General features: G+C 41.7%; 16 protein-coding genes and 1 other annotated feature. All 16 genes read left to right on the top strand.

Features of this window, described 5'->3' with window-relative positions; genetic code table 11:
* The first annotated feature begins 178 nt into the window (after window positions 1-178).
* Window positions 179-838 (top strand): tetratricopeptide repeat protein, encoded by a 660-nt coding sequence (locus J2S07_RS11695; protein WP_307150587.1) that lies wholly within the window; start codon window positions 179-181, stop codon window positions 836-838.
* 40 nt (window positions 839-878) lie between these two features.
* Window positions 879-3,290, top strand: a complete 2,412-nt coding sequence (gene recD2, locus J2S07_RS11690) for an SF1B family DNA helicase RecD2 (RefSeq protein WP_307150586.1) — start codon at window positions 879-881, stop codon at window positions 3,288-3,290.
* Between the two features lie 78 nt (window positions 3,291-3,368).
* Window positions 3,369-3,542, top strand: a complete 174-nt coding sequence (locus tag J2S07_RS11685) for a hypothetical protein (protein ID WP_307150585.1) — start codon at window positions 3,369-3,371, stop codon at window positions 3,540-3,542.
* A gap of 73 nt (window positions 3,543-3,615) precedes the next feature.
* Entirely contained in the window at window positions 3,616-4,089 is a 474-nt protein-coding gene (locus J2S07_RS11680) for a PRC-barrel domain-containing protein (RefSeq protein ID WP_307150584.1), read from the top strand.
* A 23-nt stretch (window positions 4,090-4,112) separates the two neighbouring features.
* Window positions 4,113-4,304 carry a YrzR-like zinc ribbon domain gene (locus tag J2S07_RS11675; RefSeq protein WP_307150583.1) on the top strand — a complete coding sequence of 64 codons (192 nt, stop codon included), beginning with the start codon at window positions 4,113-4,115 and terminating at the stop codon, window positions 4,302-4,304.
* 38 nt (window positions 4,305-4,342) lie between these two features.
* Window positions 4,343-4,477 (top strand): YrzQ family protein, encoded by a 135-nt coding sequence (locus tag J2S07_RS11670; RefSeq protein WP_307150582.1) that lies wholly within the window; start codon window positions 4,343-4,345, stop codon window positions 4,475-4,477.
* A 451-nt stretch (window positions 4,478-4,928) separates the two neighbouring features.
* Window positions 4,929-6,017, top strand: coding sequence for an AI-2E family transporter (locus J2S07_RS11665; RefSeq protein ID WP_307150581.1), 1,089 nt, complete (start codon window positions 4,929-4,931; stop codon window positions 6,015-6,017).
* A 51-nt stretch (window positions 6,018-6,068) separates the two neighbouring features.
* Window positions 6,069-6,276: a binding site (T-box leader), on the top strand.
* 52 nt (window positions 6,277-6,328) lie between these two features.
* Window positions 6,329-8,977: an alanine--tRNA ligase gene (gene alaS / locus J2S07_RS11660; RefSeq protein WP_307150580.1), complete on the top strand. Its 2,649-nt coding sequence runs from the start codon at window positions 6,329-6,331 to the stop codon at window positions 8,975-8,977.
* Window positions 8,978-9,061: 84 nt separating this feature from the next.
* Entirely contained in the window at window positions 9,062-9,331 is a 270-nt protein-coding gene (locus J2S07_RS11655; protein ID WP_307150579.1) for an IreB family regulatory phosphoprotein, read from the top strand.
* Window positions 9,332-9,334: 3 nt separating this feature from the next.
* On the top strand, window positions 9,335-9,751 hold the full coding sequence (gene ruvX / locus J2S07_RS11650) for a Holliday junction resolvase RuvX (RefSeq protein WP_307150578.1): 417 nt from the start codon (window positions 9,335-9,337) through the stop codon (window positions 9,749-9,751).
* Window positions 9,752-9,797: 46 nt separating this feature from the next.
* Window positions 9,798-10,085 (top strand): DUF1292 domain-containing protein, encoded by a 288-nt coding sequence (locus tag J2S07_RS11645; protein WP_307150577.1) that lies wholly within the window; start codon window positions 9,798-9,800, stop codon window positions 10,083-10,085.
* A gap of 144 nt (window positions 10,086-10,229) precedes the next feature.
* The gene (gene mltG, locus J2S07_RS11640; protein ID WP_307150576.1) at window positions 10,230-11,357 is read left to right on the top strand and encodes an endolytic transglycosylase MltG; all 1,128 of its coding nucleotides are present in this window, start codon (window positions 10,230-10,232) and stop codon (window positions 11,355-11,357) included.
* 103 nt (window positions 11,358-11,460) lie between these two features.
* Complete coding sequence (locus J2S07_RS11635) at window positions 11,461-12,096, top strand: O-methyltransferase (RefSeq protein ID WP_307150575.1); 636 nt, start codon at window positions 11,461-11,463, stop codon at window positions 12,094-12,096.
* Between the two features lie 5 nt (window positions 12,097-12,101).
* Window positions 12,102-13,031 carry a peptidase U32 family protein gene (locus J2S07_RS11630; protein ID WP_307150574.1) on the top strand — a complete coding sequence of 310 codons (930 nt, stop codon included), beginning with the start codon at window positions 12,102-12,104 and terminating at the stop codon, window positions 13,029-13,031.
* Window positions 13,032-13,155: 124 nt separating this feature from the next.
* Window positions 13,156-14,427 carry a peptidase U32 family protein gene (locus J2S07_RS11625; RefSeq protein ID WP_307150573.1) on the top strand — a complete coding sequence of 424 codons (1,272 nt, stop codon included), beginning with the start codon at window positions 13,156-13,158 and terminating at the stop codon, window positions 14,425-14,427.
* A gap of 3 nt (window positions 14,428-14,430) precedes the next feature.
* Window positions 14,431-15,063 carry a uridine kinase gene (udk, locus tag J2S07_RS11620; RefSeq protein WP_307150572.1) on the top strand — a complete coding sequence of 211 codons (633 nt, stop codon included), beginning with the start codon at window positions 14,431-14,433 and terminating at the stop codon, window positions 15,061-15,063.
* The last annotated feature ends 178 nt before the right edge of the window (window positions 15,064-15,241 follow it).

Genomic DNA, 15,241 nt, shown 5'->3' with positions numbered 1-15,241 from the left:
TTTATAAAAAATAGGCGCAGTTAAATTTTGATGTTGATCTTTATACCGCCATATGTGCATAGGTTCACTACGTTGCTCGTCCGAGCAAAACCCATTCACCCATGCACATATGGCTGTATCAACACTGAAAATCAACATAGCCAAAAATAAAAGCCCTTATCATTAGGAGCGTGAAGATATGGACAAGAATCAACAGGGAATCAAATATATGCAAGAGGGAAAATGGGAGGAAGCAGCGAAAATTTTTATGGAAGCGATTGAAGAGAATCCAAAGGATGCTGTTTCCTATATTAATTTTGGCAATGTACTGGCAGCTGTAGGGGAAAATGAAAAGGCATTAAGCTTCTTTGAAAAAGCCATGCAACTCGATGAAAATGCGGCAGCCGCTTATTATAGTGCTGGGAATCTCTATTTTGAAAATGAGAATCTAGAAGCAGCCAAGAATATGTTCGAAAAAGCACTTCAAAAGGGCTTGGATTCAAGCGATAATTATTTTATGCTCGGATTGACACTGGCTCAGCTCGAACAGCCACGCTTAGCCCTTCCTTATCTACAAAGAAGTGTCGAATTGAACGAAAATGATCCAGAGGCGCATTTTCAATATGGGCTCTGTTTGGCAGGCTTGGAGCTGATCGATGCTGCGATGGAACAATTCCAAGCGTGCATCAAGCTCGATGAAAACCATGCAGATGCCTTTTATAATTTGGGTGTAGCCTATGGCTATCAAGAAAACGGTGAACAGGCACTCGCAATGTTCGAGAAGGCTTTACAAATTCAGCCCGATCATATGCTAGCTGGCTACGGAAAAAAGCTAATGGAAAAGGGAACGGATCAGTAGACGATTAACATAAAAAAATATTACGAAAGGAGGAAGGACTTTGGCAGAGCAGGAAAAGCTTGATCTTTTTAATGAAGAGGCAAAATACATAAAGGGAAAGCATCTCGTGACGATTTTTCACAATGAGCAAAATTTATATACCGTTCTAAGAATTAGAGTGGAAGAAACAAATGAATCCTACGACGAGAAGGAAGCTGTTATTACAGGCTATTTTCCGAGAGTACATGATCAAGAGACCTATACCTTCTACGGGCAAATGAAGGAGCATCCGAAATTTGGCGTGCAATTTCATGCTGAGCATTTTCGCAAGGAGCTGCCCCAAACGAAGCAGGGTGTGATTGCATATCTATCTGGGGAGCTTTTTAAAGGAATCGGGAAAAAGACAGCAGAGAAAATTGTCGAGACTCTAGGGGAGAATGCCATTTCTCGAATATTAAGCCAGCCCTCATTATTGGATTCGGTACCAAAGCTTCCTCCCGAAAAGGCAAAAGACTTGTATGATACACTCCTGGCCAATCAAGGCTTAGAACAAGCCATGATTGCTCTTAATCAATTTGGGTTTGGTCCGCAAATCTCGATGAAAATATACCAAATATACAAGGAACAAACGATTGAGATCATCCAGAAGAATCCTTACAGACTTGTCGAGGATGTGGAGGGAATTGGCTTTACTCGGGCGGATGAATTAGGTTTTCAAATGGGGATTTCAGGGAACCATCCTGACCGAATAAAGGCAGCCTGCTTGTTTGTCCTAGATGCGCAGTGTATGCAGGCAGGCCATGTCTATCTTCCGGCCAAAGAGCTTTTGATTAACGTCAAAAGGCTCCTCGAGGAAAACAAAAGGGATTCCATTGAGTATACCGATATTTCAAACGAGCTCATTAAGCTTGAAGAGGAAGGAAAAATCATCATTGAAGAGAAACGCATCTATTTGCCTTCCTTATATTTTTCCGAAAAAGGTCTCGTCACGAATATTAAACGCTTGCTCGAGCAAACAGAATATGATGAACAATTTCCAGAGTCCGAATTTCTACTCGCCTTAGGAGCATTGGAGGAAAGACTGAAGGTTCAGTACGCTCCAACTCAGAGGGAGGCCATTCAAACTGCGCTCATGTCCCCTATGCTTATTCTGACCGGTGGACCTGGAACAGGAAAAACAACGGTAATAAAAGGTATTGTGGAGCTCTATGGTGAATTGCATGGCTGCTCATTGGATCCAAAGGATTACAAAAGAGAAGAGCCCTTTCCTTTTTTACTAGCGGCGCCAACAGGAAGGGCGGCGAAAAGAATGAGTGAATCTACTGGGCTCCCAGCTGTCACGATTCATCGCCTTCTTGGATGGAATGGCGTAGAGGGCTTCAGTAGAGATGAAGACAATCCTCTTGAAGGAAAAATTTTGATCGTTGATGAAACCTCGATGCTTGATATTTGGCTTGCTCATCAATTATTTAAAGCATTGCCAGAGCATATTCAAGTGATTCTGGTGGGTGATGAGGATCAATTGCCATCGGTGGGACCTGGGCAAGTGCTTAAGGATTTACTTGCCTCAGAACGTATTCCGACTGTGAAACTCACCGATATTTATCGGCAGGAGAATGGCTCCTCGATCATTGAGCTTGCCCACCACATCAAAAGCGGACAGCTTCCCGATAATTTAACAAAACCGCAAAATGATCGTTCATTTATTAGGTGTACGACGGCGCAGATTAGCGAAGTGGTTGAGAAGGTTACCGAAAATGCCAAGAAAAAGGGATATACCTCTAAGGATATTCAGGTACTTGCTCCGATGTATAAGGGGCCGGCTGGGATTGACCGACTCAATGAAATTGTTCAAGAGATCTTTAACAGCAATGAAAGTGGAACCCGCAAGGAGCTCAAATTTGGCGACGTGAAATACCGAATTGGAGACAAGGTCCTGCAGCTCGTTAATCAGCCGGAAAACAATGTTTATAACGGAGATATCGGGGAGATTGTATCCATTTTTTATGCAAAGGAAAACACCGAGAAAGAGGACATGATCGTTGTTTCCTTTGAGGGCATTGAAGCCACCTATATGCGTCAGGATTTGAATCAAATTACCCATGCCTATTGCTGCTCGGTCCATAAATCACAGGGGAGTGAATTTCCCATTGTCATCCTGCCGATAGTAAAAAGCTATTACAGGATGCTGCGAAGAAATTTAATCTACACAGCGATTACCCGGGCCAAAAGCTCTCTCATTTTATGTGGGGAGGAAGAGGCATTACGAATGGCCGTAGCAAAAGCAGATGAGCAAAACAGACTGACGACGCTTCAATCAAAATTAAGGGAAGCGATAGCTAAGGAAGGGGAGTCTCCTCAACAGCTCGAATCAAAGGAAAGTAAACCCTTCTTATACGAGGAAAATATGCTAGATATCGATCCGTTAATTGGAATGGAGAACATAACACCCTATGATTTCTTGGAAAAATAATCAGGAGTGCCAATTTTGGTACTCTTTTTTTTGTATCTCTAAAATCAATTCACAAAAAATAAGGGTGGAGGTGATCCAATGAGTAAGCTCAACCATGAAGCTGCACCTAATCTTAATTTGTCAAACGAACAAATTAAGAATTCTAATTTAGTGCCATCAGATACAGGGTATGGGTATTCGGAAGAATTGTCGGACGGCGGGGAAAGAAATGAATATATCGCAAATCAGAAACGCAGCGATAAAAATAATTAGCTGGTAAACCTTTCTCTAATGAATCCTTGTATTATGCAGAAACTAAGGGTGTTCGGAAAGGTGGGAACGCTCTTTGCGGACATTTTCATTGCTGAAGGGTCTCCCTGTATATGTGAAAGATACAGGTGAGAAATTGGGTGAAGTATTTGATCTTTGCTTGTCTGATTGTGGCAGGGTGCAAGGGCTCATTCTCCGAAATGGAGCTATCCTGAAAAAAAGCTCATTTATTCGTGTAGAGGATGTATCTGCTTTTGGAATCGACGGAGTGATGCTGGAAACCGCATCCATTGCAAAGCCGCTACAAAGCGATATGTATCAAATGTTTGAGGGGAAGGAGAAGCTGATTGGGAAGCCGTTGTTGTCAAGCGAAGGAGAACATCTTGGGCTCTTAAATGATGTATATTTTCATGAGGAGCTGGGAACAATTGTAGGGTATGAATGTTCGGATGGCTTCTTTGCTGACATCACAGAGGGGAAACGGATCATCAAAACAAATGAACCGCCAACGATTGGGAAAGATGCCATCATCGTTAGTATAAATCACTAAAAAACGGTAAGGGGTCTTTTCCAATGTTCAATTGTCCTAACTGTCAAAGCAAAGATATCGGGAAGATTGGGATCAATCAATACTATTGCTGGAATTGCTTCATCGAGCTTTCTCTCTCCCAGGGAATGATCAACACTCATCAAGTTGAGGAGGATGGTTCCTTAAGTTCCTTAGATGATCTCTTTGATGAAGAGCAGCGCCGGTATATCCTTTAAATAATTTGTAAAAATATAAACCCGAGGTGAGACGCATTATGAAAAAGATGTTAACATCTGTCGTAGCGATCGGAGCTGGTATAGCTGCGTACAACTTGGTCCAAAAAAATAATATGATGTCTCGTCGAAATATGAAAAAAATGCAAAATAAGATTTCCAAAGCGCTCTTCTAATTTGTGACCCCCTTTTAAAAAGGGGGTTTGCTGTGCAATCTGTGTTTTTGTAGTAGTTGTAGTAGCGTGAAGTTGAAAATAGATTTGAATCTAAACACAACTGGTTGGAAATAGGTAAATTGAGTCGCAAATAAGCGTAAATCGGGACTCGACCGTCTGAGAAAGCGGTATTTGGGTCCCGAATAGGTACTAATCGAGACTCAAATGGGTGGAAATAGGTAAATTGAGTCCCGATAAGGTGCTATTCGAGACTGAAAAGGGTGAAAAGAGGTAATGCGAGTCTCAAATAAGCAAGAATCGGGACTCGAAAGTAAGGAAATGAGCAATTTCAGTCCTGAAAAACGATGAATCTGGACAGAGAGGTAAGGAATTGGGCTGTATGAGTCCCAGAAAAAGCTCTTAACCCATTAATTCCGAAGACACTTGTGCTTTTTCTATTTGGAGGTCGGGTATGGATATTCGTCTAAAATGGTATTATCGATTTGGATTTCTTCTTTTGGTCTTTATCGTCATTTATGTTTTCCTAAAGCTCAAGCCCATATGGCTTCCGCTCCTTCAAACCATTCTAATCGTCTTATCTCCCTTTATCATTTCAGGATTTATCACTTATTTGCTTCATCCCATCGTTGAAAAATTACATGAGAATTTTCTCCCGAGATGGGCGGCTATTTTAATCATTTACCTACTCTTTTTCGGGGGAGTTGGCTTTGCGCTATATAAAGGGATCCCCGCCTTTATTATGCAACTGAGAGATTTGGTAGAAAATGCTCCACATTTCACAAGTCAATATCGAGTTTGGGTGACAACCATTCAGGAGCATACGTCCGCATGGCCTGAGGGATTTCAAGAGAAAATAGACGAGGGTATTGATGCAGCAGAGGAAGCGTTAAACCAGTTTTTAACGAAGGTGGTCGATTTCCTTCTGGGTATTCTGAATTCTATTCTTATCATTGCTCTTATCCCATTCATCACTTTCTACATGCTGAAGGATATTGACTCAATCAAAAGGGCAATCTGGTATTTGACACCAAGAAAATGGAGGTCGGGTGGCATCCAGTTTTTACGGGATGTGGATAAATCCCTCGGAGGATATATTCGCGGTCAGCTACTTGTTGGAGCTGCTCTCGGCTCGATTGCCGCACTTCTTTTCTGGTTATTTGATATGAAGTATCCACTGCTTCTTGGATTCATCGTTGGGGCCACCAATATCATCCCGTATTTTGGGCCAATCATTGCCCTCTTTCCTACGGTGATTATTGCGATTACCATCTCTATCAAGATGGTGATCACGTCAATCGTCATCATTTTAGTTTTGCAGTTTGCAGAGGGGAATATTTTATCTCCTTTAATTGTGGGAAAAAGTCTACACATGCATCCATTGATGATCATGCTCGCTCTTTTAGCAGGTGGAGAGATGGGAGGCGTATTTGGCTTGATCGTCGCTGTACCCATCCTTGCCATTGTCAAGGTGAGCATCCTACATGCCCGCAATCATTTGATTCGTTCAAGACAGATGAAGGATGGAGTCTCAGAGCATTGACAAACCTAATTTTAAATCGCTATAATTCGACTATATAGGAAAATGTATATTTGAAACATGTTGAAGGATGAAGTATGTTACAGACCATTTAAAGAGAGGAATTTCCGTGGCTGAAAGAAATTCTAGATGAAGGGTAACAGAAAGCTATTCCTGAATGCAGCTAATCCCTGCCGTAAACCTTGCGTTAAAGGTCTTGAGAGATGAATGAGCCTTTCATTCGTAATCAGGGTGGTACCGCGAGACAAGTCTCGTCCCTGTATGGGGATGGGGCTTTTTTGTTTTTTAATAAAGTATTAAGGAGGAAAAAAGCAATGAAAAAACTGACTGGATCTGAGATTCGCCGCAAATATCTTGAGTTTTTTAAGGGAAAAGGACATTCGATTGAGCCAAGTGCGTCCCTTGTTCCCCATGATGACCCTTCCCTATTATGGATCAACTCTGGGGTGGCAACGCTCAAAAAATACTTTGATGGACGTGTGATTCCAGATAATCCACGTATCACGAATGCGCAAAAATCCATCCGTACAAATGATATTGAGAACGTTGGAAAAACAGCCCGGCACCATACTTTTTTTGAAATGCTCGGGAACTTTTCCATCGGTGAATATTTCAAGGAAGAAGCGATTGAATGGGCTTGGGAATTCCTAACTGATGAGAAATGGATTGGATTTGATCCGGAGCGCTTATCCGTTACGATTCATCCCGAGGATGAAGAAGCGTTTGAGCTTTGGAGCAAAAAAATTGGTATTCCTGAAGAACGAATTATTCGCCTTGAAGGCAACTTCTGGGATATTGGTGAGGGACCAAGTGGACCAAATACAGAAATTTTCTACGACCGTGGTGAAAAATATGGCAACGATCCTGAGGACCCTGAGCTCTATCCAGGGGGAGAAAATGATCGCTATTTAGAAGTATGGAATCTTGTGTTTTCTGAATTCAACCATAATCCAGACGGCACCTATACTCCGCTGCCAAAGAAAAATATTGATACCGGAATGGGCTTAGAACGGATGGCCTCTGTCCTGCAGGATGTGCCGACAAACTTTGATACGGACCTGTTTATGCCGATCATTCGTGCGACCGAAGAAATATCCGGCGTCAAATATGGCAGCAGCACAGAAACCGATGTAGCCTTCAAGGTCATTGCCGACCATATTCGTACCGTTGCTTTTGCGGTTGGAGATGGAGCTCTTCCTTCCAATGAAGGTCGTGGCTATGTGCTCCGTCGTTTGCTCCGTCGTGCTGTTCGCTACGCAAAGCAAATTAACATTAATCGTCCATTTATGTATGAGCTCGTACCAGTTGTTGGAGAAATTATGCATGATTTCTATCCAGAGGTAAAAGATAAAGCAGATTTTATCGAAAAGGTTATAAAGAATGAAGAGGAGCGCTTCCATGAAACACTTCATGAAGGCTTAAATATTCTCGCTTCTGTTATCAAGAAGGAGAAAGAAGCGGGCAGCGACACGATTCAAGGGAAGGATATCTTCCGTCTTTACGACACTTACGGCTTCCCTGTGGAATTAACTGAGGAATACGCAGAGGAAGAAGGACTTAAGGTAGACCATGAGGGCTTTGAAAAGGAAATGGAAGCTCAGAGGGAAAGAGCTAGAGCGGCAAGACAGGATGTCGATTCCATGCAGGTACAAGGCGGGGTCCTTGGAGAAATTAAAGTAGAAAGCAAGTTTGTCGGTTATGATAAGCTGCAAACGACATCAATCGTCCTTGCCATTGTAAAAAATGGCCAATATGCGGAAGAAGCACATACCGGTGATGAGGTACAGCTTATCTTAGATGAAACGCCTTTTTATGCAGAAAGCGGAGGACAAATTGCCGATCAGGGTACATTAGAAGCAGATGGTGTGAAGGTAGAGATCAAGGACGTTCAAAAAGCACCAAATGGTCAGAACCTGCACCGTGCGATTGTAGTAGAAGGAACGCTTAAGAAGGATGTTCAAGTGGTAGCAACGATTGATGAACAAAATCGCAGCCGTATCATTAAAAATCATACTGCGACACACCTATTGCACCAAGCCCTGAAGGATGTGCTTGGAAGCCATGTTAACCAAGCTGGGTCACTGGTAGAGGGCGACCGCCTTCGCTTTGACTTCTCCCATTTTGGTCAAGTGAAAGCTGAAGAGCTGGAGCAAATTGAAGCGATTGTCAATGAGAAAATATGGCGTGGCCTAGCCGTTAATATTGACTTTAAGGATATTGACGAAGCAAAGTCGATGGGTGCCATGGCTCTTTTTGGTGAAAAATATGGTAAAATCGTTCGTGTTGTTCAGGTTGGAGATTATAGCCTGGAGCTTTGCGGGGGCTGCCATGTACCTAATACATCGGTAATTGGCCTCTTTAAAATCGTGTCTGAAAGTGGTATTGGAGCGGGTACCCGCCGTATTGAAGCGGTGACAGGGGAAGCGGCTTACCTACAAATGAATGAACAAATTGGCATATTGAAAGAAGCAGCTTCAAAGCTTAAAACCAGTCCGAAGGAAGTAGCGAACCGTGTAGACCTCCTTCAAGCGGAAATCAAACAATTGCAGCGCGAAAATGAATCTCTTGCCGCAAAATTGGGCAATATTGAAGCGGGGAGCTTAATCGAAAATGCTAAAAATATAGCAGGTGTCAATGTCTTATCAGCCAAGATTCAAGGCGTTGACATGAGCAATCTACGAAATATGGCGGATGATCTAAAGCAAAAGCTTGGCTCAGCAATCCTTGTTCTCGGCAGTGTGCATGATGACAAAGTGAACATTATTGCGGCTGTGACAAAGGATTTGATTGATAAAGGCTACCATGCTGGAAAACTCGTTAAAGAAGTAGCTACTCGCTGCGGTGGTGGGGGTGGTGGACGTCCCGACATGGCCCAAGCCGGTGGTAAGGATCCGAACAAGCTAGATGAGGCCCTTGGATATGTCGAAGAATATGTGAAATCGTTTGATATTGGGACAAAGTAGTGTAAAATGTAGGTAACTAAGAGGCAAGTTTTAACAGCCTTTTACTTTTGATTCGCGTGTGAATGAAGAAGCGAGGTGCAAATCATGAGCTCATTTGATAAAACAATGAGATTTAGTTTTCCGGAAGAGCCTTTTGAACATGATGTGAATGAAGTTCTTTTTGAGGTGTATGAGGCTCTTCAAGAAAAAGGGTACAACCCAATAAATCAAATTGTTGGTTACCTACTTTCTGGTGATCCTGCTTATATACCGCGTCATCGGGATGCAAGAAATATTATCCGCAAGCTTGAGCGAGATGAAATCATTGAGGAACTAGTAAAATCCTATTTAAAACAAAGGCGAGAGGGCTCTTAATGTATGAGAATAATGGGACTTGATGTCGGCTCGAAGACAGTTGGGGTCGCTCTAAGTGATGAACTGGGATGGACTGCCCAGGGCTTAAATACCATTCATATCAATGAAGATGAAAAGAAATATGGTTTTGAGCAAATTGGAGAGATAATTAGGCAATACGATGTTGACAAGGTAGTGGTTGGATTACCCAAGAATATGAACGGCACCATTGGACCAAGAGGAGAGGCAAGCCAATTTTATGGACGTGAACTAGAGAGGAAATTCGGGTTGCCGGTGATCTATTGGGATGAGCGTTTGACGACGATGGCTGCCGAGAGAGTCCTTCTTGAAGCGGATATGAGCCGAAAAAAAAGAAAGAAAGTAATCGATAAAATGGCAGCAGTCATGATTTTGCAAGGCTATTTGGATAGTCAAAAATAAAGACTCTTTCACTTATGAAAGTAGTCAAATACTATGAGGTGAAGAAATGAATCACGGTGATAACCATATTACAGTTATTGATGAAGAAGGAAATGAGCAGCTATGTGAGATTCTTTTCACATTTGATTCAGAGGAATTTGGAAAATCCTACGTGCTTTACTATCCAATTGGTGAGGATGATACAGATGACGAAGATATAGAAATCCACGCATCTGCCTTCATTCCATCTGAAGACAATAAGGATGGGGACCTGCAGCCAATTGAAACGGATGAGGAATGGGACTTAATTGAGGAAATGCTTAATACATTCCTTGAGGAAGAGGACGACGAATAAAAAACGAAGAAGAGGCTGGCAGATGTCAGTCTCTTTTCCTTTTTTCGATAGAATTTGCGATTTTCATGTGAAAATATAGTATAATGGTCAGGATGAATGTAGCAAAGTAGGAAATTCCCTACTTTTGTTGATCGGGGGAATATGATGTCGCAGGAGGATAAACATTCCAAAAAGGAATACATGCGTGAGAAAATGATGGAGCGACAGGCAGAAGCGAAAATTGTTCGCAAAATTGTTTTGATTGCTTCGCTTATTTTACTACTGGTTCTTGGTGGTACAATCGCAGGTGGATATTTCTATATAAACAGTGCTTTAAAGCCTGTTGATCCTAAAAACAAAACAGAAAAAAAGATAGAAATTCCTATTGGATCTTCCGTTTCAGGGATTGCGCAAATTTTGGAGGATAACGGGATTATTAAAAATGCGAAGGTTTTTAAATATTATGTTAAGCTCAGGAATGAATCTGGATTTATGGCTGGTGAATATGCCTTGACCCCTGCTATGACATTCCCTGAAATTATTGAGAGTCTCAAAACAGGGAAAATCATGGAGGAGGTTGTCTTTAAGATTACCATTCCAGAAGGAAAGCAATTAAAAGAAATCGCTACAATTATTGCTGAAAAAACCAAACATAATGCGAATGAGGTCTTAACCCAATTAAATAATAAGGAATTCATCCAGCAGCTTATTGAGAAATACCCAAATCTGTTAACGGATGAAATCCTAAATCCTGAGATAAAGTTTCCACTTGAGGGGTATTTATTCCCGGCAACCTATCCATTTTATAAGGAGAATCCATCCATAGAAGAAATCGTGTCAGTTATGCTCGATAAGACGGAGAAAGTCATCGAGGAATATTCGGGTCCGATGGTGGAGAGGGAGTTTACTGCGCATAAGCTTCTGACGATGGCTTCATTGATTGAGGAAGAGGCAACTGAGCAGGTGCAAAGAGACCAAATTGCCAGTGTATTTTATAACCGTATCGATGCTGGAATGCCTTTGCAAACAGATCCAACCGTTCTTTATGCGCAAGGAAAGCATAAGGAGAAGGTTTTATACAAGGATTTGGAGATTAACGATCCGTACAATACTTACAAAAATAAAGGATTAACTCCAGGACCAATTGCTAATGCAGGCATCTCGTCCATTGAAGCTGCCCTGCATCCAGCTGAAACAAATTACATGTATTTCCTTGCCACGTCATCTGGAGAGGTGCTCTTTTCGAAAACATTAGAGGAGCATAATCAAAAGAAAGCGGAGCACATCCAATAATTGTTAATTCGGGGAATGATTTTAATTCGCACTCCCCGATTTTTTGTGCTAAAATAGTCAAATTGGTGAACACCTTTTTGAAATAAATCATGAGGTGAACGAAATGAACGGCGGTATAGAGGACTATATTGAAAGGTTGATTCCAGCGAGGTCGGAGCTCTTCAGGCGTATGGAAATGGATGCAACTGAAAATAATGTTCCTATTATGGAAAAAACCGGGATAGAGGCCATGCTCCAAATCCTGCGCATTCAAGACCCGAAATCGATTCTAGAGGTTGGAACGGCCATTGGCTATTCTGCCTTAAGAATGGCTGATGCATTACCGAATTGTCAGATCGTTACGATTGAAAGAGATGTCGAGCGGTATACAACAGCAGAAAAATATATTCAAATAGCTGATAAGTCGACCCAAATCCACCTTATTAAAGGGGATGCCCTTGAGGTAGTTGATTTAGTGGAGGGCTTTGCTCCATTTGATGCAATTTTTATTGATGCAGCCAAAGGACAATATAAACGCTTTTTTGAGATTTATTCTAAGTACCTATCAGATCATGGTCTCATTATCACAGATAATGTATTATTTAAAGGGCTTGTGTGTGAGCCTGAAATTGACAACAGACGCATCAGGAGTCTCGTAAGGAAGATTGATGAATATAATCACTGGTTGATGGGTCATCCCGATTATCAAACAGTGATTTTACCTGTTGGAGATGGAGTGGCAATAAGTAAAAAGAGGTGACAAATGTGAATAAACCAGAATTGTTAGTAACACCTACAAAGGTTGAAGATATTATTCCTTTATGCAATGCAGGTGCAGATGCATTTGTGGTTGGAGAAGAACGTTATGGATTAAGACTTGCAGGGGAATTTTCGAGAGATGAGGTAAGAGAGGCAATCGGGCTTGCCCATTCCAAAGGCAGAAAGGTCTATGTGGCAGTGAATGCGATTTTTCATAATGAAAAGATCGAAGAACTTTATGATTACTTAAAGTTTGTTCAGGAGGTCAATGCAGATGCCGTTATTTTTGGTGATCCTGCCGTATTAATGATTGCGAAGGAGGTCGTACCTGATCTCAAGCTGCACTGGAGCACAGAAACGACGGCAACTAACTGGTATCATTGTAACTATTGGGGTAGAAAAGGCGCTAAGCGTGCCGTGTTGGCTAGAGAGATTAGCATGGATGCGGTTGTTGAGATCAAAGAGCACGCTGAAGTGGAAATTGAAATCCAAGTACACGGGATGTCGGCCATGTTCCAATCCAAGCGCTCGCTTCTAGGAAATTATTTTGAATATCAAGGCAAGGTACTAGAGGTGGAGAATCGCAAACAGAATAAAAATATGTTTCTCCATGATAAGGAGCGAAACAATAAGTATCCAATCTTTGAAGATTCCAATGGGACTCATATCATGAGCCCGAATGATATTTGTATGATAGACGAGCTGCAGGATTTTCTAGAGGCGGGGATCGATTGCTTTAAGATTGATGGGATTCTTAAATCACCTGAATATATTGAGACGGTTACAAAGCTCTATCGAAAAGCGATTGATTTATGTGTAACAGATCCAGATCGCTATGAAGATGAAAAAGATGAATTATTGCAGGAAATTGAAAAAATTCAACCAGCCAATCGTCAGCTGGATACTGGGTTCTTCTTTAAAGAAACAGTTTACTAGCCTTATGTGTATGGAGTGAACGTGTTTTGCTCGGTACGAGCAACTTAGTGAGCCCATACGCGTAAGGCGGAATATGGAGCTACAACAAAATTTTGCAGAATCAAGAAATAAAGGAGGTTCACTGATGACAACAACAATGCAGGATCGTATTTCAAAAATTGTCGATGGAAAACGTGTGATTGTGAAAAAACCAGAACTACTTGCTCCAGCGGGGAATCTGGAAAAATTAAAAATTGCTGTTCAGTATGGTGCAGATGCTGTTTTTATTGGTGGACAAGAGTACGGATTACGCTCGAATGCTGATAACTTTACATTTGCTGAAATGAAAGAAGGCGTCGAATTTGCGAAGCAGTATGGTGCAAAGATTTATGTGACAACCAATATTTTTGCCCATAATGAGAATATTGACGGTCTTGAGGATTATATTCTTGGTCTAAAGGAAGCGGGAATCCATGGGATTATTGTGGCGGATCCCCTGATCATTGAAACCTGTCGCAGACTTGCTCCCGAAATTGAAGTGCACTTAAGTACCCAGCAATCTCTATCCAATTGGAAGGCCGTAGAGTTCTGGAAGGAAGAAGGTCTAGAACGGGTCGTGCTTGCCCGTGAAACCAGTGCGGAGGAAATAAGAGAAATGAAGGAAAAGGTGGATATTGAAATAGAGACCTTTATCCATGGGGCCATGTGTATTGCCTATTCTGGACGTTGTACCTTGAGTAACCATATGACTGCCCGAGATTCCAACCGTGGGGGCTGCTGTCAATCCTGTCGTTGGGACTATGACTTATTTAAGCTTGAGGGTGATGATGAGGTTTCTCTTTTCTCAGAGGGGGATGCTCCATTCGCAATGAGCCCGAAGGATTTGAAGCTAATCGAATCCATTCCTCGCATGATTGAGCTAGGAATTGATAGCTTAAAAATCGAAGGACGGATGAAGTCCATCCATTATATAGCTACAGTCGTTAGTGTCTATCGCAAAGTAATTGACGCTTATTGTGCCGACCCGGAGAACTTTCAAATTAAGCAAGAGTGGTTAGAGGAACTGGATAAGTGTGCAAACCGTGACACTGCACCGGCGTTTTTTGAGGGTATTCCAGGCTATAAAGAGCAAATGTTTGGCAATCATAGTAAGAAGACAAAATTCGACTTTGCCGGCTTAGTATTAGATTACGATGAAGAAACAAAGATGGTGACACTCCAACAGCGCAACCATTTCAAGCCTGGTCAGGAGGTTGAGTTTTTTGGTCCGAAAATTTCCAATTTCACACATGTCATTGAGAAAATTTGGGATGAAGATGGCAATGAACTTGATGCGGCCCGTCATCCACTCCAAATTGTTCAATTTAAGGTGAATCATCCGGTTTATCCGAACGACATGATGCGGAAGGAGCTTTAATGTATGCGTAAACCGGTTGTAATCGGCGTTACAGGGGGATCAGGCTCCGGAAAAACAAGTGTAACCCGATCCATTATTAATCGTTTTCAGGGACATTCTATTCTCATGCTTGAGCAGGATTCCTATTATAAAGATCAAGGTCATCTTCCTTTTGAGGAAAGATTAAAGACGAATTATGATCATCCATTAGCCTTTGATAATGATCTATTATATGAGCATATAAAGCTGCTTCAACGCTATCAGTCGATTGAAAAACCTGTTTATGACTATTCAATTCATACGAGATCGGATGAAACCATTCTTGTGGAGCCGAAGGAAGTCATCATTCTTGAGGGGATTCTAGTGTTAGAGGATGAGCGTTTAAGAAGCCTCATGGATATCAAGCTTTTTGTTGATACCGATGCTGATATACGGATCATCAGAAGGCTTTCCCGTGATATTAAGGAACGGGGGAGAACTCTTGACTCGGTTATTGATCAATATGTAAACGTTGTAAGGCCGATGCATAACCAATTTATTGAACCAACAAAGAGATATGCGGATATCATCATACCTGAGGGTGGCCATAATCATGTTGCGATTGATTTAATGGTCACAAAGATTCAAACAATCCTTGAACAAAAATCATTTTTGTGACACAATAAGCATTAAATAATAAGGAGTGAAATCCTTTTCATAGGACATTCTCCTGTTAAAAAGTCTAACAATTGCGCGCCCCAAATGTGAGGGCGCGCTCCTCTGCATCTACGAAATTGTAAATGCGTATTTATTATTAAGAATATACATACACAATCTATAATGGGGGTTGTGAAAC

This window comes from Anoxybacillus andreesenii (assembly GCF_030813005.1).
GTDB classification, from domain to species: Bacteria; Bacillota; Bacilli; order Bacillales; family Cytobacillaceae; genus Robertmurraya; species Robertmurraya andreesenii.
This window is presented reverse-complemented; position numbering and strand designations above follow the sequence as displayed.

What these genes read in the sequence shown, in the direction of transcription:
- J2S07_RS11695 (WP_307150587.1), top strand. Translation starts at nt 179, where the DNA reads ATGGACAAGAATCAACAGGGAATCAAATATATGCAAGAGGGAAAATGG.
- J2S07_RS11685 (WP_307150585.1), top strand. Translation starts at nt 3,369, where the DNA reads ATGAGTAAGCTCAACCATGAAGCTGCACCTAATCTTAATTTGTCAAAC.
- J2S07_RS11675 (WP_307150583.1), top strand. Translation starts at nt 4,113, where the DNA reads ATGTTCAATTGTCCTAACTGTCAAAGCAAAGATATCGGGAAGATTGGG.
- J2S07_RS11670 (WP_307150582.1), top strand. Translation starts at nt 4,343, where the DNA reads ATGAAAAAGATGTTAACATCTGTCGTAGCGATCGGAGCTGGTATAGCT.
- J2S07_RS11665 (WP_307150581.1), top strand. Translation starts at nt 4,929, where the DNA reads ATGGATATTCGTCTAAAATGGTATTATCGATTTGGATTTCTTCTTTTG.
- alaS (WP_307150580.1), top strand. Translation starts at nt 6,329, where the DNA reads ATGAAAAAACTGACTGGATCTGAGATTCGCCGCAAATATCTTGAGTTT.
- J2S07_RS11655 (WP_307150579.1), top strand. Translation starts at nt 9,062, where the DNA reads ATGAGCTCATTTGATAAAACAATGAGATTTAGTTTTCCGGAAGAGCCT.
- ruvX (WP_307150578.1), top strand. Translation starts at nt 9,335, where the DNA reads ATGAGAATAATGGGACTTGATGTCGGCTCGAAGACAGTTGGGGTCGCT.
- J2S07_RS11645 (WP_307150577.1), top strand. Translation starts at nt 9,798, where the DNA reads ATGAATCACGGTGATAACCATATTACAGTTATTGATGAAGAAGGAAAT.
- mltG (WP_307150576.1), top strand. Translation starts at nt 10,230, where the DNA reads ATGTCGCAGGAGGATAAACATTCCAAAAAGGAATACATGCGTGAGAAA.
- J2S07_RS11635 (WP_307150575.1), top strand. Translation starts at nt 11,461, where the DNA reads ATGAACGGCGGTATAGAGGACTATATTGAAAGGTTGATTCCAGCGAGG.
- J2S07_RS11625 (WP_307150573.1), top strand. Translation starts at nt 13,156, where the DNA reads ATGACAACAACAATGCAGGATCGTATTTCAAAAATTGTCGATGGAAAA.
- udk (WP_307150572.1), top strand. Translation starts at nt 14,431, where the DNA reads ATGCGTAAACCGGTTGTAATCGGCGTTACAGGGGGATCAGGCTCCGGA.